Source organism: Microbulbifer variabilis, assembly GCF_023716485.1.
GTDB classification, from domain to species: Bacteria; Pseudomonadota; Gammaproteobacteria; order Pseudomonadales; family Cellvibrionaceae; genus Microbulbifer; species Microbulbifer variabilis_B.
The window spans coordinates 981,450-1,005,266 of sequence record NZ_CP092418.1; the positions used below are offsets into that span (position 1 = coordinate 981,450).

Here is a 23,817-nt window from a genome sequence, read left to right on the forward strand (position 1 = left end):
TAAATATCTTATTTTTAAATAACTTCTTTGAAGAAAATATTTAAAATACTACTGTAGAAATTTAGCTGTTTCTAATTTCAAGGATTGATGGAGGAATTATGGCTGAAACTGATACCGAACGAAGGGGAATTATTCTGGCTGGTGGTACTGGTACCCGTCTGTATCCATTAACAAAAGGTATCAGCAAGCAATTAATGCCAGTATATGACAAGCCCATGATTTACTATCCGCTAACAACTTTAATGTTGGCTGGAATACGAAAAATATTAATTATAACTACCCCCCAAGATCAAAGTTTGTTTAGGGGACTTTTGGGTACTGGATCTCAGTGGGGAATTAATCTAAGTTACGCCAAGCAATTTTCACCAAATGGTTTGGCTGAAGCATTTATAATTGGACAGGATCATATAGAGAGCAGTCCCTGCGCGCTAATTCTTGGAGATAATATTTTTTATGCTCATCAATTTAGTGAACTTTTAAAGAGAGCTAATTCAAGAATTCAAGGAGCAACAATCTTTGGGTATAGGATTGCGGACCCAAGCGCATATGGAGTTGCTGAATTCAATAAAAATGGAAAAGTTATAAGTGTTGAGGAAAAACCAAATAAACCCAAATCAAATTATGCTATTACTGGATTATACTTGTATGACAATAATGTTTGCGATTTAGTCAGAGAGATCAGGCCAAGTGATCGTGGAGAGTTGGAGATTACGGATCTCAATAAAATATACCTTGAAAGAGGTGAACTTAGTCTAGAGTTAATGGGCCGCGGTTCTGCATGGTTAGATACTGGAACGCATGATAATTTGCTCGCAGCGGCACACTTCGTACAAACAATTGAACGTCGTCAGGGATTAAAAATTGCATGCCCTGAAGAGGTCGCATTTCGTAAAGGTTTTATCTCACTTGATGAGCTTGAAGTTCAAGCTAAATTATTTATGAAAAGTGGATATGGTGAATATTTGATGCGTATCTTGAATGACGCACAAAGAGATCATAATTTCGTATAAATATCAATGATATCATGAAATACAACAAAATTAACATAAGATTTTTTCTATTATTAATAGTTGAACAGGGTCCCCCCAGTTGCATTAACTTTTCTGGAGTTTGAATTCAGGTTAACCAAATATTTTAAATTAAGATTTTATATTTAGCTTATTAATTATGTTTTAAGTTTATAGAAATCATTTTATTCAAATCCCTTAGTAATTTTAGTTTTTGAGTAAGGCAATTAACAAATTAGATATTTAATTTGAATGGTATAAAAATGGATGAGAAGTATCAGGTGAAGCTACTTGAGAATTCAATATTATTCGACCCTGAATGGTATTTGTCACAACATTCAGATGTTGAGAGTATAGAGATAACACCAGAGCAACATTATCTACGATATGGGTGGAGAATGGGAAGAAGTCCATCATCCTTATTTTGTGGAGTAGGTTACCATAATAAATATCCCGATGTAGCTCTGAGAAATGAAAACCCACTTATCCACTATCTCCGATTTGGAAAACGAGAAGGAAGGGAAGTGCAAGCAGTAAAAGAGAAAAATTTTCTTACAAAAAAAGATTTGAATGTTGATACTAATAAATTGTTTTTTCCTGAGACGGATAATGAAAAAAAAAATTTAAATGAAGAGTTTAAAAATCAATTAAAAAAAACGCAAGGTTTACTTGAAAAGTATGTCAGACGATGCAGAGAGCTTGAATATCAAATCATAGATGAAAAAAATTGAATCTTGTATTTGTAAGGAAGGTTTTAAATGAAGGTACTCATTGTTTTTGGAACTCGTCCTGAAGCTATTAAAATGGCACCATTAGCTTTAAAACTGATAATTGATCAAAGATTTAATACTCAAGTTTGTGTAACAGCTCAACATAGAGAAATGTTAGATCAGGTACTCAGTCTATTCGGATTAATTCCTGATTATGACCTAGATCTAATGAGATCTGGTCAGAACTTAACTGATATAAGCGTAGGAATACTTCAAGGTATGAATAAGATTCTTGAAGAAGCAAAACCTGATATTGTATTAGTTCATGGTGATACGGCAACAACTTTTTTTACAAGTCTTGCAGCATATTATTCAAAAATCTCCATAGGTCATGTAGAAGCAGGCCTACGAACCGGAAATTTATTTTCTCCATGGCCAGAAGAGGCAAATCGGAAGTTAACAGGTGCCTTAGCAGACCTTCATTTTTCACCAACAGAAAATTCAAAGAAAAACCTTCTAAATGAAGGAGTAAGCTCCGAGAAAATATTTGTTACTGGCAATACAGTAATAGATTCCTTGTTAGAAGTAGTACGAAAATTAGATGAAGATAAGAAGATATATGATAAATTTAATAATGAATTTAATTTCCTTGATGACAATAAAAAATTAATTTTATTAACTGGGCATCGACGCGAAAGCTTTGGTGGCGGATTTGAACGTATTTGTCAAGCTATTTTGGAAATTGCGAAATCACATAGAAATGTACAAATAGTATATCCCTTACATTTAAATCCAAATGTAAGGGAACCTGTTAATCGACTATTAAATGACGTAGATAATATTTTCCTGATAGAGCCTTTAGACTATCTTCCATTTATCTATCTAATGAATAAATCATACATTATTCTATCAGATTCTGGTGGAATTCAGGAGGAAGCTCCTTCGCTAGGTAAACCAGTACTAGTAATGCGTGACACAACAGAACGACCAGAAGCTGTTAAAGCCGGAACTGTAAAATTAGTAGGAACAAAAGTAGATGTTATTATTAAGGAAACATCTACATTACTTACTGATAAAGACAGCTATAATAAAATGAGTTTTGCCCATAATCCATATGGGGATGGTCAAGCATCAAAAAAAATAATTAATGTGTTAGCTGATTTTGAAAAAAATTTTAAAAGATTAAATATATAGCTTAAAAAGCTTTTTTAAAAAGACACTTTTGTTCAAATAGGGATATTTATGAACTTTGAAAAAATCTCAGTAGTTGGTTTAGGGTATATAGGATTACCAACAGCTGCTATGCTAGCAACTCAAAAAATTAACGTAATCGGTGTTGACATTAATCAAGACACTATAAATATTGTCAACTCAGGCAATATACATATTATAGAGCCGGGCCTGGAACAAATTGTTCAGAAGGCAGTATCTAGCGGATATTTACACGCAACGACTAAACATCAATCTGCTGATGCATTTTTAATTGCTGTTCCTACTCCTTTTATTGAGGAGTCAAAAGTTAAAGATAAAAAAGCAGATCTAGGATATATTGAGGCTGCATCGAAATCACTAGCGCCTTTATTAAAAATTGGTGATTTAATTGTACTTGAGTCAACCTCTCCAGTAGGTACAACAGAGAAAATTTCGGAGTGGCTTGCCGAAGCACGCCCTGATCTCACATTTCCGCACGCTGATGGAGAGTTATCCGATATAAGAATTGCTTATTGTCCAGAAAGAGTATTGCCTGGGAATGTCCTTCATGAACTTGTTGAAAACGATCGTGTTATAGGTGGCTTAACAAAAAAATGTTCCGAAGCAGCAGAAAGCCTATATAAGATTTTTGTTAGAGGTGAATGCTTGTTAACTACAGCACGTACTGCTGAGATGAGCAAACTTACAGAGAATAGTTTTAGGGATTTAAATATCGCATTCGCAAATGAACTATCAGTTATTTGCAGCAAATTAAATATCAATACATGGGAATTGATATCTCTTGCTAATAGGCATCCCCGAGTCAATATCCTTCAACCAGGTGCTGGCGTAGGAGGACACTGTATAGCAGTCGACCCTTGGTTTATTGTTCAATCATGTCCTGCTGAATCAAGACTCATTCGTACAGCACGTGATGTAAATGACTGTAAACCTGAATGGGTATTGAATCAGTTGGAGGTTATTTTAAAAAATATAAGAGTCAAGAATCCCGGCTACACTAGCAGAGATATTACTGTTGCTTGCTTGGGAATTACCTTTAAGCCAAACATTGATGATCTTAGAGAGAGTCCTGCTTTAATGATTGCAGAGGGAATCACAAATCTTGACTGTAACTTACAAATTGTTGAGCCTAATATCCAACTTTTACCTGAAAATCTCTCCAATAAAAATGTTGAACTAGTTTCTTTAGATCACTCATTAATGAATGCAGATATTTTTTGCATACTTGTAAAGCACAATGAATTTCAAAAATTAGTAAATAAATTCGATCGGAAAGATAATATTATCGACGTAGTTGGCCTTCTTAGCTAGCTATTTAATAATACAGCAAAGTGTTTGATCCCTCTAACTTTCAAACCGTTGGGCAGAACTCAATATGGATGTATTATTAAAACATGCTGAAGATCTTGCTAGTCGTCTTATAATGGATGTGTATTTACCTATTCAAGGTCGTGTTGCCTATGTAGTCAGCCACGGACAAAGTTATGCTAGCAACGGTTATTCAATACGAACACAAGCGATAGCCAAAGCATTAAATATAAATGGATTAGAAACTCTTTGCTTTGTTCGCCCTGGTAGACCATGGGAGTTGGGGGTAAAAAAAGGCTCAATTAATCCTGAGGTTGCAATTAATGGAGTAAGATATATTCATAGCCGATGGAAAAATGACATACCTCCTAACAATGAACAAGCTTCACTTGAAGCAAGTGTGGCTTGTTATTCAGACCTTTTTAGCATTTATCGGCCAGAAATTATATTAGCAGCTTCAGATTATACGGTCGGCTTGCCAGCATGGATTGTCTCTAAATCACTGGGATTGCCTTTTTATAATGAGGTAAGAGGATTTTGGGAGCTTTCAAAAGCAGCCAGAGAACCTGGTTTTGAAAAAACTTTGGATTTTCAAATAGAAGCAGATCGTAATTCTTTTGTAAGTAGTAAAGCAATAAAAATCTTTACCTTAAACCAAAGAATGAAAGCCGAGCTTACAAAACGTGGATTGGACAATAATAAAATATCTATTGTACCTAACTGTATAAGTGAGGTTCCAAAAGTTAGGCAAAGTATTTCTAATTTGAGGGCTAAGCTGAGAATAAATGATGATGACAAGGTTGTAGGATATATTGGTAGTTTCTCTTCATATGAAGGAATAGATTTACTTATTGATGCTTGTAAAAAGTTAAGAATCCAAGAAGAGAAAATCAAATTACTACTTGTAGGAGATTATGAACCAGTAAATGAAACGATATCAACACCACAAAGAATTTCCAATGAATCTTGGTTTATTCAGGTAGGACGAGTACCACATGAATTGGTTGCTGATTATTATGCACTTATCGATACAGTTGTAATTCCACGTAAAAAATTAGCCGTATGTGAACTAGTTTCACCGATAAAGGTTGCAGAAGCCATTGCATTTGGGAAGCAGCTTGTAGTATCAGATGTAGTACCACTTAATGAAATTGTAGGGAAAAATAAAAATATTACTGTATTTGAATCCGGAAATATCAATAATTTAGTGAAATGCATTCACAATTCATTAAATGTTCCTGATTCAAATACGAATCAAATTTCATTATTAAAAGATTATATCTCAGAGTTAGTTTCGGAGTTAAAGACCAAAAACTTTCAGCCAAAATGTGTTAAGTCTTCACGAAATTACGAAGATAGAGAGGAGGAAGTAAAGCAGCTTGAAAAAAGAATAGAAAATAAATTAGAAACTTTAGAAGGAGCTTCTTCTAACATAAGTTTTCAGCTGGCCAATCAAGATCAACTACGAGCTGACTTTAATGGAAATCGATCTAATTCTTATTTAAAAAATATTAAACCAATTACAAATAGGTTGAGTGAAAAATTTCCAAATGGACCATCAAATAAATATACTGAAAATAAAACTGAAAAACAAGAATTAATAAATGAAGCTCAGTATATTAAAGAAAAAACAATTAGACTAAAAGAAAACACAAGAGAAGATGTTGCTCAAATAAAAATTCCTATACATGGATCAATACTAGAATTATCTTCGACGATTGTATATCATGTTAGTAATTCTCAAACTACACGTAAAGCCGTAGTTCTCTTCCAATTTTTCGATCAATTTGAAAAGATCATTAAGCGTATTCCTGGGGTTGGAATTGCTGCTGCATTTGATCAACATTTTCGATATTTGAATAAAAATAATAACTCACTAGAGGATGATGTAAAAGAAATTTTCAAATTGAATCTTCCTGATGATGTCGCGAGTGTGGCAATATCCGTTGCAAGTCTTGGTTTGAAGTCAGATGAACATATTGATATACGTATTCTTGGTAGATGCTATAACATAGAAGCAGAAATGCTTCGTAAGAAAGAGTTCTTAAAGCGTCAGCCTATGCCTCCAGCAATTGTTCATGAACCTACTCATAAGCGTTTAATTAAAGATTTAGTTGTCGCATGTATACTGGATGAATTTACTACAGAATGTTTAGAGCATGAGGTTATTTTAATAAAGATAACGCAAGAAAATTGGGCTTATGAATTAGAAAAGAATCATCCTAATTTTCTTTTAGTTGAAAGCTGTTGGAAAGGAAACAACAATAATTGGGGAACCCTTAGTAAGGGTAGCGGAGCTGGAAAAAAGCTTAGTGGACTACTTACTTTCTGCAAAAAGAAAAATATTCCTACAATTTTTTGGAATAAAGAGGATCCACCTCACTATCAAAAATTCGGCCCTATTGCTAAGTTCTTTGATGTGGCAATTACTACAGATAGTAATATGATTCCTTTTTATAAGAAGGATTATGGTATTGATGTGTATCCACTCTCTTTTGCTGCACAGCCGAAAATTCATAACCCACGAAGTATTCTCATAAGAAAAGCTAAAACAGTATTTGCTGGGTCATACTATGAGGATAAACCTAAACGATGCTCCGATTTTAAATTTATATTTGATCAAATAGAAAACGCAGGCTTAGAATTTGATATTTTTGATCGAAATTTTGGAAAAAATATCAAAAAATTTATTTTCCCAGAAAAATATCAAAAAAACATTATTGGAAATTTAATACCTTCTGAAGTTTGGAAAGCTCACCAAGGTTATAAATATCAAGTAAATATTAATTCGGTTCAAGATTCTGAAACGATGTTTGCCCGTAGAGTTTATGAATCGCTAGCTTCAGGTACACCAGTTATAAGCAATGATTCAGTTGGTGTTAGAAAATTATTTGGTGATATTGTTATCATGCCCAAGAATAACAAAACAATTACTAGTCAACTTGGGGAGTTAGAAAGGTCTCCAGATGAATACCGAAATCTTTCACGCTGTGGAGTTAGAAGAGTTATGAGATCTCACACTTATGGCCATCGTATCCAAGAATTATGTAATTTAATTGGTTTAGACGTGAAAATTTCATATCCAGATGCCACGTTGGCTTTGACAGCTAAAAGTGAAAAAGAAATAGATCAGGCAAAAAAAATATTTAAAGAACAAACAGCTCAAAATAAAAAATTATTTATTCAACTAGGAAACTTTGAATCAGCTTATCATTACTTAAACCAGTCTTCTCATTCTATTACTTATGCTATGGATTTTGCAAAGAAGTTTTATCCTTCAGAAAATAGTTTTTACAACACTGAAAACGTATTAAAAGCTGACATGAAAGATAACATTATTCCGGAAGCCTTAGAGGACTTTATCTATTGGGGGCATCTTTGAAAAATGAAGAAGAAAATATTATTGGTATCTTGGCATTTCCCTCCCTATAAGAGTTCATCAGCATTTAATTTATTTAAACGATTAAAAGACACATGTTTTGAGTTTGATGTAATTCAGGCTTACCGAGATGAGAAACCTGACAACGAGAGAATGTTTAATTACTCATTAAGTTGCTTTAATAGATACGAAGTAACGGTACCCTCGGAAGATGCACGAAATACTGAATCAAGAATGTACTTTGTAGAAAGAGTAATTGATTATTATAGAATCTTAAGAGATCACAACCATTATTCAGTATTACTCTCTCACTCACATGAGAATATTTCACATATGGCTGCAATGGCCATTAAAAAACTTAATCCTCAATTACGTTGGATAGCATCGTTCGGGGATCCAATAGCTGCAAATCCATATAACCATTCATACAAATTCCCCATGCTCAAAGAGGATATTCAACTAGAAGAGGAAGTCCTACAAAAAGCAGATCGCATTATTGTCACGAATCCATATCAGCAAAAAATAGTTTTAAGTTCACAAACTAAATCAATTCAAAAAAGTAAATTTTTTGTTCTTCCACATTGTTTTGATGATCGAATGTATGAAAAGGAATTACAGAAAAAGAATAAAGCCGGTGAAAAAACAAGCATTTTTCGCTTCATGCATATCGGAATGCTTTATAAATTTAAGAGAACATCTGAACCATTTATGCTCGGAGCACAACGGTTACTACAGAAGCATCCCAATCTAAAAGGAAGAATTAAAATTGACTTCTATGGAGCCAATGACTCTTTTATTAAGGCTGCTGAGAAATATGACCTCAAAGAGGTCGTGAGTTTTAAAGGAACTGTTGATTATTTAAAAAGCCTTACTTTGATGACTAAGGCAGATTGCTTACTTTTACGCGATGCAGAATTTAGTGAGCAAGGTCTGGATTACAGTCCATTTTTTCCAGGAAAATTAGCTGATTACCTTGGTGCCAAAAGACCTGTATTGGCTGTTACTATGAAGAATGGTTATGTCCCAGATATACTTTCTAAGTTGGGAGGTGCGTCCCTCAGCGAAGATAATATTGAAGGGATTGCTGATGCAATGTATGGCATGATTAAAGGACGTTACATAATAGATAAGAATGAGGCAGAAAGTTATTCATGTAAACATAATGCCGAAAAAGCTAGAGAGACACTGACATTTAAGGATGATAAAAAAGTCATTTTGATAACTGGACATGATTTGAAATTTGCCAAATTTGTTATTAACGAGGTTAAAAAAAATACAAATTTCATTGTTTTAGTTGATAAATGGGAAAGCCATGAAAAGCATGATGAAGAAAAGAGCCTAGATCTTTTAAATCAGGCTGATGTAATCTTTTGTGAATGGGGACTAGGGAATTTAGTTTGGTATTCCAAAAACAAGAAAAAAGGACAAAAACTTATTACACGTGTCCACGCTCAAGAGTTAAAAACTGAACATCTTAAAAGATGTAATCATGAAAATATAGATTTTTATATTTTCGTGTCACCCTATTATTATGAGCTGATGGTAGAAAAATATTCTCTTGCTAGAAATAAATGCAGAATGATCTTTAATATGATTGACAGGGAATTTCTTGACAAGCCGAAATTGTCTGGTTCAGAATTTAATTTGGGTATGATAGGGGATGTGCCTCAATCTAAACGACTAGATCGAGCTTTAGATATTTTTGAGGATCTATACCAAAACGATAATAGATATAAACTTTTTATAAAAGGAAAAAGGCCAGAAGAATATCCATGGATGCACTCTAAAGCAAAAAAAAATGAATTATTTTTTTACAAGCAGCTATATAAAAGAATTGAAACAAATAACTGGATGAATAATGTCATCTTCGAAGGATTTGGGCCAATTGATGAATGGCTTCGAAAAATTGGCTGGATTCTATCTGTAAGCGATAATGAAAGTTTTCACTTGTCGGTTGCTGAGGGTATGGCCTCTGGCTCAACACCGATTCTGTTAAATTGGCCTGGGAGTGAATACATATATAATAGCAATTATATTTTCAATACAATTAGCACCGCTTGTAATTATATAAAGAAAAATAAAAGCCATGATTCAAACCTTCAGAAAAATTATACAAGAAAATTTTGCCATAAATTAAACTCTGATAGGCTAATTTCACTATTTTGAGGTTTTGAAATGAATTTTAATTTTTTTAATTCAGAAAGAATAATTAGATTGACCCCAATAACAAAAGACACTGTTCAGGTTGCGGATTCAATAATTAGAAATAATATTAAAGTATTCCCCACTTTGCCAAATATCTCTGTAACTAGTTTAAATGATTTATGGTGGACGCGATTTACATCAGCTCAAAGTACCTATTCTCTCTATATATACGCATTTTATCCAATTTCATATTTGCTTAATGCGTATGAGATTACACAGAACGAGATATACCTAAATAATGCGCTTAAATTAGTTGACGGATTTTATCGATGGGAAGCACAAGGTTTTAAAAAAATAAATAAAAAAATGAGAAAAATTTTGCATGGAGATCATGCATTTTCAAATAGAACACAATCTCTATGTTATTTATTAGTATGCATGCGACATGCAGGTAAAAACATTTCCGATAAGCTTATTGAAAATCTTATTAAAAATGGAGATTACTTATCTGATATTAAAAACTATAGTCACTACAATCACGGACTGATGATGGATCTTTCATTATTAGGCCTTATTAATACTCTTGATGGTGAACACATAAATTACCCAGCAAGCTATAAGCTTAATTTAATTGCTCGCCTGAACCATTCTATCTCTAGAGATATTACCTCTGATGGTGTCCATGTTGAAAATAGCCCTGGCTATCATTTCTGGCTATTAAGTTTCTTAGAGAAAGTTATTGACCCTTTAGCTTACATAGATACAGATTTATATAAACTAGCCTCTTGTGTCTTAGAAAAAGCTTCGGCATATGCAATGCTCATTGCAAGACCTGATGGTTCAGTCCCTGCCATCGGGGATACTCATGCTGGTGTTAAATATAAAATATCACAAGGCCTTTCGAGTAAGTATTTGAAAGATGCAAATAAAGTGATATTTAGAGATCCGGATGATACTGTTTGGGCCTACTTTTGCTCTGGTTATAAAACTCATGTCCATAAACATGGTGATAATGGGGCCTTTAATCTCTTTTATAAAGGTCAGGATGTTTTTATTGATCCAGGATTTCTAAATTATGAAAAAACAGATAGCTCAATAGAAATAAAAAAAACATCTTTTCACAATACAGTATGCCCTAAAGGTGAAAATCAAGAAATAATTGAGATCAATCTCTCTCAAGAAAATCAAAACTATCAGGGCAATATTGGCCGATCAAAAATAATTGGATATCGTAATCTAAATGAAGTCGAAATAGCACTAGCAAAAATATCTGACTACCAGTCATGCACAATTGACAGATTGATTATTTGGGTGAAACCTAATATATTTTTAATTTATGATACATTGGATGGAGTGCATCAAAGCATGGAGCAGTTTTTTCATGTAGGGTCTTGCTTTAAGGCGTCTATAGATGGGATTCACGCTAATTTAATTGACATAAACGGCGTCAGAGTCTGTCGAATAGAACAATTTCAGTTTAATGAACCAGATAATATCCCAGAGCAAAGAGCAACTGGCTCTATTCAACCAGGATTTTACGCAAAAAATTTTAACATAAAACATCCAAGCCAACGTATTGTATTCGAAACTAAAAGTGATTATTTTTTAACACTTGTTCAATTAGGCGAAAAAGACGAATTAGATATTACCATTGAATCTAGATCCTCTTCAAAAATTTACTTACAAAAATCTGAAAAAATTATTGAGCTTGATTTAAATTATTATATTTCACTTATTAACTCTTAATTTGCATGACTCTCAAGGAGTTGCGTAATGTTAAATTCTCCGCCTGTAATTATTTTTGGTAATCCTAGAAGCGGTACACGAATGTGTGCAACAGTGCTTAATGTACATCCTGACATTTGTATAACAGATGAATTTTACAATGTAGAGATGTTGTTAAATCTTGCTAATCGACAGATTTCTTCTTTCTTAAGCAAGCGTGTCGATGAAGATTCAATTCCTTTGCGGAAAGAATTGCTAGTTAAAAATTATTGGACTCTTCGTTGTACATTTGACCAAATAGAAAAATCACATAAGGCAGTAATTATTGGAAATAAGACGCCTAGAGCTGAAAAACATTATCAAACCTATGAAGAAATATTTTCTATAAATAAGCCAATCTATATTTACTGCGCAAGAAATGCCTACGATGTTTTAAGAAGTATAAAGAATTTAAAAAACATACAATGGAATAAATTGCCATTTAAAGATCTTTTTGAAAACTACAAGAATAGCTATCGAATTTATACAGAAATAAAGGAGAAGTATCCAGATAGAATAATTTTCATAAATGTTGACAAGCTCGACAAATTACAACCATTTGAAGTTTATCGCCCAATCTTCGATATTCTTAAACTCAAATATAATGCAGATTTTATCGAATGCATTAATAGAATTTCTCCTCAAAACACACTTGAAAAAGTAAAAAAAGTTATTAAAGACTCATCTCCGGTGGAAGAGCTTACAGTTGATGAGGAGGAGTTTATTTCGAATTGTCATGAGTATAAAAAAATAGAAGATCAATTTCTTGAATCAGAAAATTCTTGATATTTATTATGGATATTAATTGCCAATGATGTTTACTCTTTTAGATTTATGATATACTATTTAATTAAACTCGACATTTAATTCATATTATATTCTATAGTGAGGGTTAGATTTATGCATGCAATTAACTCTTTACTGTTTGATAAATTAGCCCTTTTTTTATCGGAACTACCGAACATACCTGAAAATTATTCAACATATATTGATAGCTTAGATTGTGAATATATAAATATAAAAAGCCCAAAGGCGCTAAAGAATGCTTTCTTTGAAGAATCTGTGAGGCTTAACGCCTTAGTATTAACAGGTCAATTTAGGTCATTTATCGGTGCACATTCTTACATAGGCGAGGGTGGATACTTAAAACAATGCTTTATAGGAAGATATTGCTCTATTGGTAGGCGTGTAACCATTGGCGCAGGATCTCACTCCATGAAAAATTTAACAACCTATCCGGGGTTATCAAAAAAAACACCAACAAGTCCAGTAATTTTAGAAAATGATATATGGGTAGGTGATGGAGCTATAATTTTACCTGGGATAAGGATTGGTACAGGTGCGGTCATTGGAGCAAATGCTGTTGTTACTAAAGATGTTAGTAATTTCAGCGTAGTTGCTGGTTCACCAGCAAGACATATAAAATACAGGATCGATTCATCTCTATTTTCATCAGTTTTGGATAGTCTTTGGTGGGAATATTCTAAAGATATTTTATTAGAAACAAAGGATTTGGAACTACAAGATCGCTTGATGGTCTTAAATGCCTTAAATAAAAATAATTTCAAAAACTATGACACCTATCATATTTCATAAAACGCTCTTTCTATTTGGTTTAATCTTTATTATCTTTTAAAAAATGTGTTATAATTGATTTTCTTCAAATGGATTTTCTGTTTACTATTGTAATAATTTTTGAATATTGATATTTCTTGATTTATAAGTAATTCTAAAAAATAACTTCACAGTTGAGAATGAAATTGGATGATCTTGATACCATATTAAAAAGTATTGAAGAGAAAATTATTCAATCAGGAAAAGACAATGCTAGTAAGCTTACACGAGACTTAATAACTGTTCAGAATCGTGTTTACGCTCAGCTTGAAAGCCTTAGCTGGCTTCAGAAACGCCTGTCAATTAAGGGGCAGTTACCACCATTACGTGGATGGGCTGCATCTCCCGACGTTTTGCTTCTATTACATACACATATTATGTCTACTCGTCCAGCTATAGTCGTTGAGTTGGGCAGCGGTGCTTCTACACTGGTCATTGCTGATGCTTTACGCCAGAATGGAGTGGGTAAGTTAATTTCTATTGAGCATAGCGATAATTATGGAGCTCAAACATTATCTACACTCGAGGTTGAGTATTTGCAATCTTGGGTTGATCTAAGAGTTGGTGATTTAGAACTTTGGAGCGGTAAACATTTAAACTCTGACGATTCCAATAGTCCTTGCCACTGGTATCCTTTGTCTCTATTTGATGGAATTGATAATATTGATCTGCTTTGGATAGATGGACCACCGGGAGCTACTTGTCCATATAGTCGGTACCCAGCGCTACCTGCTCTTTTCAATAAGTTGACCAGCAGGGCTGAAGTTTGGATGGATGATACTATTCGTAAAGAAGAGAAGACCATATGCGAGCGCTGGGTAAAAGACCATAACTTTAGTTTGGAATACCTAACTTTAGAAAAGGGATTGGGTCGCATGAAGAATTTAAATAATATAGAAGATTCTTTAAGTTCACAATTTCTGAAGAATTTCACAAAAAATGATCCTAAGTACCTAAAATCTCTCGAAAGAAATATGTCTTTTTTTAAACAATCAAACCTTTGATTGATGTTTATTTAAATATAACACTCATAATGAATATCTTTTAGTGGAACGAATTAGATTTTTTTATCCATAGAAACCGAGTGTAATTGGTGGCGGGAGTTCAGTTAGTGACTTTAAGAATCTAGAAAGAGATACGGAAGAGTCACTATTAGCTGAGCAACTTTTAACAATAGTATATTTTCAGTCTAACGAAACATGATAAGTTTACAGAGCGATTACAAGAATTTCTTTGAAATATCACGACGGTGAGTCGAGAGTCCCGATCCAATCAGAGTTTTGAGGATATACCGTTGGTCAGGCACATTACTTGTGTACTTTCATTCCGGCATATGTATAAGACACAAAGGGTGACTTATGGGGTGTCATTACAAATTGTTAAACTAACCCTTAAATAAGCACACAAAAAACTCGGAGTTATTGGGGGCTTAAGTATTTCATCATAACAAGTTTCTAATATTTAAAAAATATTAATATTAGTTAGCTAAGATCAAAATGATTCCTCCTAGATTGATAAAAATATATTTTCTAGGGCATCGTAATAAATTTAGTTAAATAATTTAACCTATCCCTAATACAAGCTTCACATCTTTTTCAAAAGAAAATACAAGTTATTTTGTTATTAGATTTTCGGGATAATTGTTACAAAGAATAACTAAGCTATACTTATTAGTAATTGCAAGGGATACAAGTCTAAAAAGGAACTTAGAAATGCAATCTGAATTAGCTATAAAACCAGCGATCAATACTCTAGCTCAAAGTTCCATGTTTTGGAAGCCAGATTATCTTAAGACTTCTTATTGGCTTGAGCATGTCCCTTTTTTGTTCTGGTTAACAGAGGCACATCAACCAAAAGTTTCGGTTTCCTTAGGAATGGAGTCTGGGGTCGCACACTTTGCACTTTGTCAGTCTATACAACGACTAAGGTTAGATAGCTGTTGTTATGTTATTTGTAATGAACAAATAAATGAAAGCTCATCCTTACGAAATCAGACACGAAACTACAATGATAAGCATTATGATAGTTTCTCTTTTTTCCTTGACAGCCCCTTAATGAGAGCCGTAAATCAATTTGATGATTCCAGTATTGATTTAATTTTGGTAAATCCTGATGTCGATGAGGATTTAGAAAGCTTGCTTTCATGCTGGTATTCTAAGATGTCCCCTCATGGTATTTTGCTGGTACCAGGCATATCAAAACGCGTTAAAAGTAATACTACATTTAGTACATTTAATAATCTTGCTCAAGATAAACCATTTTTCATATTCCAACATGGAGAGGGATTAGGTGTTGTTTCATTAGGAAGTAAGTTGAGTCCATTGCTAGTAAAACTTTTCGAGCGGAGTGAATCCAATTCAGCAATAAAGATTGTTCGAGATGTATTTGCTCGTTTGGGAAAGACTTGTAAAGACTCTTTATTTGCTGGTGAATACCAGCAGAAGGCTGAGGCTCTGCAGGCACGTCTTAATGAGAACGAAGGGAAACTTCAGAAATTAGGTGATAACTATGATAAAACTAGAGATCTATTAGAATCCAAGCGAAATGAATTAATTATTTTCAATCAACGTTTTGAGCAGTCTTTAGAGCGACATGCCCAAGAAAGGGGCCAATTAGCTGAACGGGTTAGTATCCTGCAGGAGTTCCGTGATGAATTAAAGTCTGAAATAATTCAGCTACGCCAACGGTTGGAAAACCAGTACCTCCAGATGGATGAGCGTAATCAACAGCTACTTCAGTTGCAAGCAGCAAGTGGGGAATATCGATGTGAACTTTCAAAGTACCAATTAAAATCTGAATCAATCTCTGAAGAATTGATTAGGACACAGAATAGCCTACAGGACCTTCAACAAAAGTATGAGCAACAACGAGATAAGGGGAGCACACTCAACTCTTGCATAGAGGCTTTGAATGAGCAGCTATCTACAAGAAATGAAGAGGTGGATAAATTACAAGTAGAGCTGTCAAAAAATATCAAGGAAAGACAGTCTCAAAATAAAACTTCAGTATCACAAGGTGAGAAGATTAAGTCGCTAGAATCTGAACTAGCTATTGAGCGACAATCCCGCAGAAAACATGGTAAAGAACTCTCATCTTTGACAGATCAATTGGATAATGTAAATAGAACACTTAATAACAAAGAGGAGGCTCTCGATGCTCAGCGTGCATTAAATGAAAGCTTAAAATCTGTATTGGTAGAAAAGGAAGACCAGCGACAAAAAGAGCAAATCCGGTCTGAAGAATTTGAAAAAAGTTACTTGGAACTCTCGAAAAAATCTGAAGACATAATAAAGGATAAGTTAGCACTTGAAAGAGAGTTAAATGAAATTGAGAAGAAGCAAAAGAATTATTCTCAGATTCGCAATCAAGCTGAGAAGATGCAGATTGAGCTTGAACAAATAACGCGCAATTTTAAATCTATTACTTCAGAAAAGAATAACCTCGAAAAGGATATCCATGAATTACAGGAAAAACAATTACTGTGGAGCCAGGCTCAAATCTACATAGAAAAATTAAAAAGTGAAATTAAGGAAAAAGAAATTAAATATCAAAGTGTTATCTTTAAGAAAGATGAACTTGAAAATATAATCATAGATTTTCAGATAGAGCAAAAGAATTGGAAGTCTTCACAAAATCGGACCAAGCAGCTTGAAAAAGATTGCTTAGATTTAAGAGCTGAAAATGAGAAAGTACTTTCTGCAAAATATAAATTAGAAGAGAAAGTACAACTCTTTGATGAGGAACACTCACTTAGAAAAAAATATCAGGCCCAAGTAAAATCCTTGGAAAAAGTTCAGGCTGATCTTGTAAGTAAGCAAGAGAAAAATGAACGTGAGAAAATCAATCTTAAAGAACAAGTTAATTTGCTTTGTAAAGAACAAGAACGCTCGCAAGTTTCTCAAGAAAAACTTGAATTAATAAACGAAGCTTTTAAGGAGTCTGAAAATAAATATAAAATAATTAGTTCAGAAAAGGAACAGCTTCAAGATCAACTACAAAGAATCAGTGTACAACGACAGGAGGAGGTAAAACATGCAGAACAGCTGCATAAAAGTATTTCTATTTTACAAAGTAAACTTGATGATGGAGAAGAAGTTAAGAAAAAATTAAAAAATAGAGTGCAAACTTTAAGAGAGAAGCATCATGAGTTACGTGAAATGGAAGTTCTCTGTAAGAAAATGGGAAAAGAGCTTGAGAAAGTTAGCCGTAAGCATGAATCTTCTATTTCAGCTAGGAATAAACTTGAGAATGATTTGAAGACTCTTAATCTTGAAAAAAAACAGTGGGAGTATGCTAAAACTAAAATTGAAAATCTTGAGAAAAAAATTAAGGAATTAATTTGTAAATCTGAGACGGATTCTATAGAGAAAAGAAAACTTAGAGATCAAATAAAGGAGCTTAAAACTGAGCAAGATAAATGGGCAGAAGTCAAGAGTCATGCCGATAAATTAGAGATAGGTTATAAGAAATATCAACTTAAAGCTGAAAAAGATTTATTAGAGACAGCAGATCTAAAAAGCCAAGTAAAAACTCTTAATGTCGAAATTCAGGAATTGCAGCCTTTTAAGATTAGAGCTGAACAATTAGAGAGTGACCTTACTAATTTGTCTCAAAAATATGAACTTTCAAAAAAAGAACATAAGAAACTTTCAGTTCAGGCACATGAATATCATATAAAACAGCAACATTGGGAAAAAGACCGAACCATTTTATCTGATTTAAAAAATCAACTTGGTGAAAATGCCAAAAAAATAAAATATTTGACAGTAGAGAAGGAAAAGCTTACTTCGGAGTTAGAAAAGTTTAAGTCTCAGAAGGATATTTGGAAAAAATCAAAACAAAGTATTGAAAAATTAGAGAAGGAGCTTTTAGCATCTCATAGTAAGTATGACTCCATTTACACCGAAAAAGTCAAGCTTGAAAAGCATGTTCGGAGTTTTGAGAAAACCAATCTGGAATTGGAAAAAACTAGGAAATATGTCGAAACACTCGAGCAAAGAATATTCGATTTAGATAATAAATTACAACAATTGACGGTTGAAGAGGGCGAGCTTGATCAGTGGATACAAGCTATGGAGATTGAAGAAAAAGAGAAGGATCAATCACAACGGTTGGCAGATAATCTCAAACAAAATATTAGTGTGCTTGAGCAAAAATATGAAAATGCTAAAACACAAAATCATGATCTCACTCAACGTTTGAAGTCTTTAGAAAGTAAAAACAAAAGTTTAAATGAGATGCGAGATATTAAATTTAAACTTGAGAAGGATCTTGCAGAACATAAAAAAAGATATGAAAAATTATGGCTTGAAAAAGATGATCTAGAAAAAAGAAAAAACACCTTAAATGATAGTTTACAGAAAGAACAAGAAAATTCAGAGCACATAAAGGGCGAACTTTCTGAACTTAAATCAAGTTATTCAGACGTTGTAAATAAAAATCAAAACCTAGAAGTTGAATTAAAATCTTTAGAAAGGGAATTTGATGAAAAAAATATATCTTTGAATGATCGCAATCTTGAGCTGGAGAAGCTTGTTAGTGATCTTAAAATTCTTAAAAAACAGAAAGATGAAGCGGATGTTTTATACGAGAAAAAGTACCATAACTATCTGAAAAGTATCAATAATCTTGAGCTAACCATTAAAAATTTGGAACATCAGCTCGAAGAGCGAAGTACCATACTTGATGAACAAAAGAAAACTGAGAAAAATCGTGATGTAGTAATTGATAATTTGAGAAAAGATCTATCAAATCGCAATAAAGAGTGGGATGAACAAAATAAGAATCTTAAAGGCTCACTTAAATCCACGGAAGAAAAGCTTAGATTAATAGAGCTAAGTAAGGCGGGACTTGAGGAGTCGCTGTCTGAACTTGATTCTCGCTGTAAGAGTATTGAGCAGAAGCGAATCATTGTTGTAAAAGAACGTGATAAACTTCTTCAAGAAAAACAACAGTTACAACTGCGTATACAATCATTAAAATCCGACCTTTCTGGAGCAACAAGCTCGGTTGAAGAACGATTTAAAGAATTAGCATTGCTGACAAAATTATTAGAAGAGAAGGAGATGGTAATTACAGATCTACGATTGTCTATAGAAGAGAAGAGTAAAAAAATTGCTACACCAGAGAATCGCACTAACAATAAAAAAGGACTTCTTGTTAATATTCCTTTTGCAAGGAAGGCAAAAGAATTACGCAAGCAAAAAAAGGAACTAGAACAAATTTGTCACTCGGATTTATTTAATGCAGAATGGTACCTAACAACCTATCCAGACGTTACTGAGGATAAATTTTTAGGCAATAATCCTGCTTTACACTATCTGAAACTTGGCGCTTTTGAAGGTCGTAACCCAGGTCCTAATTTTGATAGTCAGTGGTACCTTGATAGTAATCCTGATGTAAAAGATAGTGGATTTAATCCATTGATTCATTATATATCGATGGGTAAGGAAGAAGGTAGAGAGCCATTACCTTGCTGAGTTTATTAATATAAAAATTAATTCCGTATAGCTTTACAGTTAAGTTTTATAGTAAAAAATTTTCACAAAAAATTATGGTGGATTTTATTTAACTTTAGTTTTATTACTATATTATTGCAATAATCCGTTTTTCTATCTGATTTATGTTCTATGTTTTTTAAGGACGCTAAATTTTTAAGATATCACAAATTATTTATATGTATAATTCTAAGCGGACAAGCGCAAGGACAAGGTTTGATGTACCCCGTGTAAGCGGATCTCATATAACTTTTATTCCTTGATTATTTCCTTGCAATTTCATTTTTACTTATTTGTTTTTTTAAAATATGAAGGATAAAATCGGATATTACGTTAATATATCTGAATTAATCACTTAATTTTTCGATTTATAACTACTTGAAGTAATTGAATTGGATGTTCTAAAAGCAAAAAATCTTTTCAATTGTTATCTAGGATCACAGTCTGTCAGCGATTGGTTGAAGTACTTCCATTTATAAACTAAGGCTGGTAGTTTACTTCAATTTAGGATGTTAAAGGAATAGAATTTAGCTGGAATTATACTGTGAAATGCAAATTTTATTGGCTTTTATGTTTACATATTTTCAGAAAGAGTAGTGTAAGTATGCGTAAAGCTAATATGAAATTAACCAGCGTGGAAACCCTTTTTTGAGACAATCACTAAAAATTTAACTTTCCAACAACTACAGTAATATAAATATATTTTTGGTTATCTTTATTCTTGAGCTTGAAAAATAAAGAATATATTTTCTGACATGTTTGAAATATACTTTGCAGTAATAATATTTTTGTTTTTTACAAAAGTGAATATTTTTAATGCGGATTTTAATCTATGGGTTGAGTAAATCTGGGACCACTTTTCTACATACGATGGTGAAGAAATCTATGGAAAATATACTTCATGGGAGCTCCCAAGAAGTTTTTGAGCCATATGATATCTATGAAACTAATGGATCTCTACTGTATTCTAAAGATGGAGTAAATTGCCATGTGGAATCAAATGATAATGAGATTGTTAAAGCCTTACTTGATTCTGGAGTATCGCCCACAAAGATATTACGCTATCAGGACTATTTCGATAAAAAAATTTTTATTGTTAGGGATCCTCGTGATAGATTCATCAGTCAGACTTTATATAGGTGGCACCGGGCACATAACCCAGATAAGAATAAATTTGAAAGGACTCTCAGATTAGTCAGACATAAAGAGTTATATCCGAAAGATATACCTACATTTTTTTTGTTTAACCAGAGTCACAAATCTTTTTCAAGATTTGCAAAAAAAATCACAGATCTACATCTAAAAGTTGAAAAATTCCTCACTGCAGTTAATAAGGATTGGCTTATTTTGAAATATGAGGATTTAATTGATAGAAATTTGGGGCAGTTAGAAGAATACCTTACCTTTCCTGTTGAGAATAATATCTCCGTTGATAAAAATCACAAAGGAGTAATCAGAACTAAGTCCTATGGAAATTGGAGGGAATGGTATTCGGAAGAAGATGTAACATTTTTAAAGCCTATTTTCAAGAGATATATGTGCTACTTGAAATATGATTTCTCTGATTGGAAGTTAGAATATCCAAATTCACTTCCTAAATCCCATGGATCTGAATATATGGTCCATATTTTCTCTGGTGGGAATGTTGAGCTAGAAGCTTATTTTAATAGTCAAGAAGCTGCAATAACACAATATAGTATTACTAGAGACTTCAAGTCTCTTTTATTTAAATTATTTGGTTCATCTAAGTTTAAATAAATTAAATTTATCGTTCAAGAGTATAGGTTTTTTTCTAGGATTACAGTGCTTTAACAAATGATATGAAAATATTGAAGAGTTATTTAATGTTTTTATGAAAACTGAAATTTCAAAAATTACTATCCCTCATTTCACTAGATACGATTTACGTCCACTTTTAATTCCGCTTCAGGGATTAGAAGTTAAGAGTGAGACCCATGGTAACGTAGTGGGAAGATCAACAACCAATCAGCCAAATTTTAGCATAGACAACAAATATATGTCACGTGGATGGTATATGGTCGAGGTTTTAATTGAGTCTAATCTAAGCTATTTAAATGCGATTTTCACCCTACGGCAGAATGACAGGAATAAATCTCAGAAGCTTCACCTACCTGTTCGTAATGGACGTATATCCAAGCGTTTGCTTTGGTTTGCTAGGGGAGGAGAAGAATTACAGTTTTCTCCCGCTCAAACTGAGTGTAAATTTACTATTCGTCAATTAACCCTTGTTCGAGTATCGTTTTTTTTTGCTCGTGATCGAATGCGCTCACGACTTAAGCGTCGCCAATTACAAGTACCATTCAGGCTCACAAACCGTTGGGCTTGCTACGACGCCACATTTAGACCAACTGGGGTACGTGTATCTTATAGAGATTGGGTGAATAAAATAGAACCAACCTTTTGGCCCGATCCGCTTGATTCCTCAGATAAAATAAAATTTCTATTGTTAATGCCCATTGATATAAATGATCCCCTGAAGTCTATTCGAAGTACTATCGATTCAATTCTTGACCAAGACTATAAAACTTGGCAACTTTTTATTTTACCTTCAGATGAAATTACAAAAGACACTTTTATCGCGCTTGATAAAATTGTGAATGGAAATGATAGAATTAAATGGTTTGATAAATCTATATCTGTAAATCAATTTGCAAATCTTATCTCTTTTGATGCTTACCAACTTTTATGTCCTCCGCGTGCATCACTTTCCTCCAAAGCTCTCACTTGTCTACAGCATGTTTTACAGAGCAAGCCGCATGCAAAACTAATCTATGCGGATGAGGATTTTCTTAATGAAGCTGGGAAAAGATGCCTGCCTGATTTCAAGCCTGCTTGGAATCCAGATCTATTCTTCTCAAGGAATTATATTGGTGAATTTGTTCTTTTTGCCCCTGGTTTAGTAGATATTTCTGAAATTCATAGACTATTTTCTGAAGATGCATGGGATTACTCGTTATTCCTCTTGGCTTTACGGAAGCTAAAGAAGCCGCAACGGGAAATTATCCATATCCCTAGAGTCCTTTTTCACAGGCAGAAATCCTTTTATAATACAAGATATTTACAAAAGAGTGAGCATATTTTAAAGACATATCTAAATGATGTAGGATGCAGAAATGTTGAAGTAAAGGCTATGACAAACCATAAGGTTCTTAAGCTTCGTTGGCCCCTTCAAAAAGAAGAACCCCTGGTTTCTCTTTTGATACCCACACGAGATATGTTATCGATACTTCGTCAATGTATCGAAAGTATTGTTAATCATACTACCTATAGGAACTATGAAATACTGGTTCTTGACAACCAAAGTGTTGATCCGAAAACACTAAAATATTTGTCTGCGTTGAAAGGATACCCCAATGTTAGAGTGCTCAAGTACGATGCACCCTTTAATTACTCGGCAATCAACAACTTTGGTGTCCAACATGTTCGTGGTGATTTTATTGGTCTGATAAACAATGATATCGAAGTGATTTCTCCTGACTGGCTGAATGAAATGGTTTCACATGCCTTAAGGCCAGAAATAGGTTGTGTTGGTGCCAAATTGTATTATGGTGACGGTCGTATACAACACGCTGGCGTCGTTGTTGGTCTGGGGCGATTAGCAGGTCATCCTCATAAATTTTATCATCGCAATGAAGAAGGGTACATGAATCGTCTGATGTGTACACAAAATTTCTCTGCGGTTACAGCTGCTTGCTTAGTGGTGCGAAAGAGTATTTATGAAACTGTTGGAGGGTTAGACGAACAACATTTCGAGGTGGCCTTCAATGATGTTGATTTCTGTTTGAAGGTTAAGGAAGCTGGTTATCGTAATTTATGGACACCTTGGGCAGAAATGTATCACCATGAATCTATTAGTCGAGGTATTGATAATACGCCAGAAAAGCGGGCTAGGTTTGATCGTGAAGCAATGTGTTTAAAGACCAGGTGGTCAACATACGAGGGAAAGGATCCCTACTACAGCCCATTCTTAACTCATACCAGGGAAGACTTTTCTTTAGGTCTAAATGAAAAAACAAAGGCTCCTTTGTGGCGCTGAATGATTGTGTCAGTCGATAAAAAGCTGATTTTCCCTAGAGGGCATTGGCAGACTTATCAAAGCTCCACAGATGACTCCGACTATATTACTAGAGTACTTACTATAAGTGGAATGTGCTGTAGTG

At 33.6% G+C, this 23,817-nt stretch carries 13 protein-coding genes; all 13 read left to right on the forward strand.

What is annotated here, in order from left to right; translation table 11 throughout:
- Positions 1-98: 98 nt before the first annotated feature.
- Positions 99-1,010: a glucose-1-phosphate thymidylyltransferase RfbA gene (rfbA, locus tag MJO52_RS04425; RefSeq protein ID WP_252084742.1), complete on the forward strand. Its 912-nt coding sequence runs from the start codon at positions 99-101 to the stop codon at positions 1,008-1,010.
- Between the two features lie 260 nt (positions 1,011-1,270).
- Complete coding sequence (locus MJO52_RS04430; protein WP_252084743.1) at positions 1,271-1,738, forward strand: hypothetical protein; 468 nt, start codon at positions 1,271-1,273, stop codon at positions 1,736-1,738.
- Between the two features lie 27 nt (positions 1,739-1,765).
- Positions 1,766-2,911 carry a non-hydrolyzing UDP-N-acetylglucosamine 2-epimerase gene (gene wecB / locus MJO52_RS04435; RefSeq protein WP_252084744.1) on the forward strand — a complete coding sequence of 382 codons (1,146 nt, stop codon included), beginning with the start codon at positions 1,766-1,768 and terminating at the stop codon, positions 2,909-2,911.
- Positions 2,912-2,959: 48 nt separating this feature from the next.
- Positions 2,960-4,240, forward strand: coding sequence for a UDP-N-acetyl-D-mannosamine dehydrogenase (gene wecC / locus MJO52_RS04440; protein WP_252084745.1), 1,281 nt, complete (start codon positions 2,960-2,962; stop codon positions 4,238-4,240).
- A gap of 64 nt (positions 4,241-4,304) precedes the next feature.
- Positions 4,305-7,619: a glycosyltransferase gene (locus tag MJO52_RS04445; RefSeq protein ID WP_252084746.1), complete on the forward strand. Its 3,315-nt coding sequence runs from the start codon at positions 4,305-4,307 to the stop codon at positions 7,617-7,619.
- Between the two features lie 3 nt (positions 7,620-7,622).
- Positions 7,623-9,782 carry a glycosyltransferase gene (locus tag MJO52_RS04450; protein ID WP_252084747.1) on the forward strand — a complete coding sequence of 720 codons (2,160 nt, stop codon included), beginning with the start codon at positions 7,623-7,625 and terminating at the stop codon, positions 9,780-9,782.
- A 9-nt stretch (positions 9,783-9,791) separates the two neighbouring features.
- Positions 9,792-11,507 carry a heparinase II/III domain-containing protein gene (locus MJO52_RS04455; RefSeq protein WP_252084748.1) on the forward strand — a complete coding sequence of 572 codons (1,716 nt, stop codon included), beginning with the start codon at positions 9,792-9,794 and terminating at the stop codon, positions 11,505-11,507.
- A gap of 27 nt (positions 11,508-11,534) precedes the next feature.
- On the forward strand, positions 11,535-12,311 hold the full coding sequence (locus MJO52_RS04460) for a sulfotransferase (protein WP_252084749.1): 777 nt from the start codon (positions 11,535-11,537) through the stop codon (positions 12,309-12,311).
- Between the two features lie 114 nt (positions 12,312-12,425).
- Positions 12,426-13,121: a CatB-related O-acetyltransferase gene (locus MJO52_RS21280; RefSeq protein ID WP_286037004.1), complete on the forward strand. Its 696-nt coding sequence runs from the start codon at positions 12,426-12,428 to the stop codon at positions 13,119-13,121.
- Between the two features lie 158 nt (positions 13,122-13,279).
- Complete coding sequence (locus MJO52_RS04470; protein WP_252084750.1) at positions 13,280-14,143, forward strand: class I SAM-dependent methyltransferase; 864 nt, start codon at positions 13,280-13,282, stop codon at positions 14,141-14,143.
- A gap of 708 nt (positions 14,144-14,851) precedes the next feature.
- Positions 14,852-19,618, forward strand: coding sequence for a hypothetical protein (locus MJO52_RS04475; protein WP_252084751.1), 4,767 nt, complete (start codon positions 14,852-14,854; stop codon positions 19,616-19,618).
- Between the two features lie 834 nt (positions 19,619-20,452).
- Positions 20,453-21,394 (forward strand): sulfotransferase domain-containing protein, encoded by a 942-nt coding sequence (locus tag MJO52_RS04480; protein ID WP_286037005.1) that lies wholly within the window; start codon positions 20,453-20,455, stop codon positions 21,392-21,394.
- Between the two features lie 94 nt (positions 21,395-21,488).
- Positions 21,489-23,693, forward strand: coding sequence for a glycosyltransferase family 2 protein (locus MJO52_RS04485; RefSeq protein WP_252084752.1), 2,205 nt, complete (start codon positions 21,489-21,491; stop codon positions 23,691-23,693).
- The last annotated feature ends 124 nt before the right edge of the window (positions 23,694-23,817 follow it).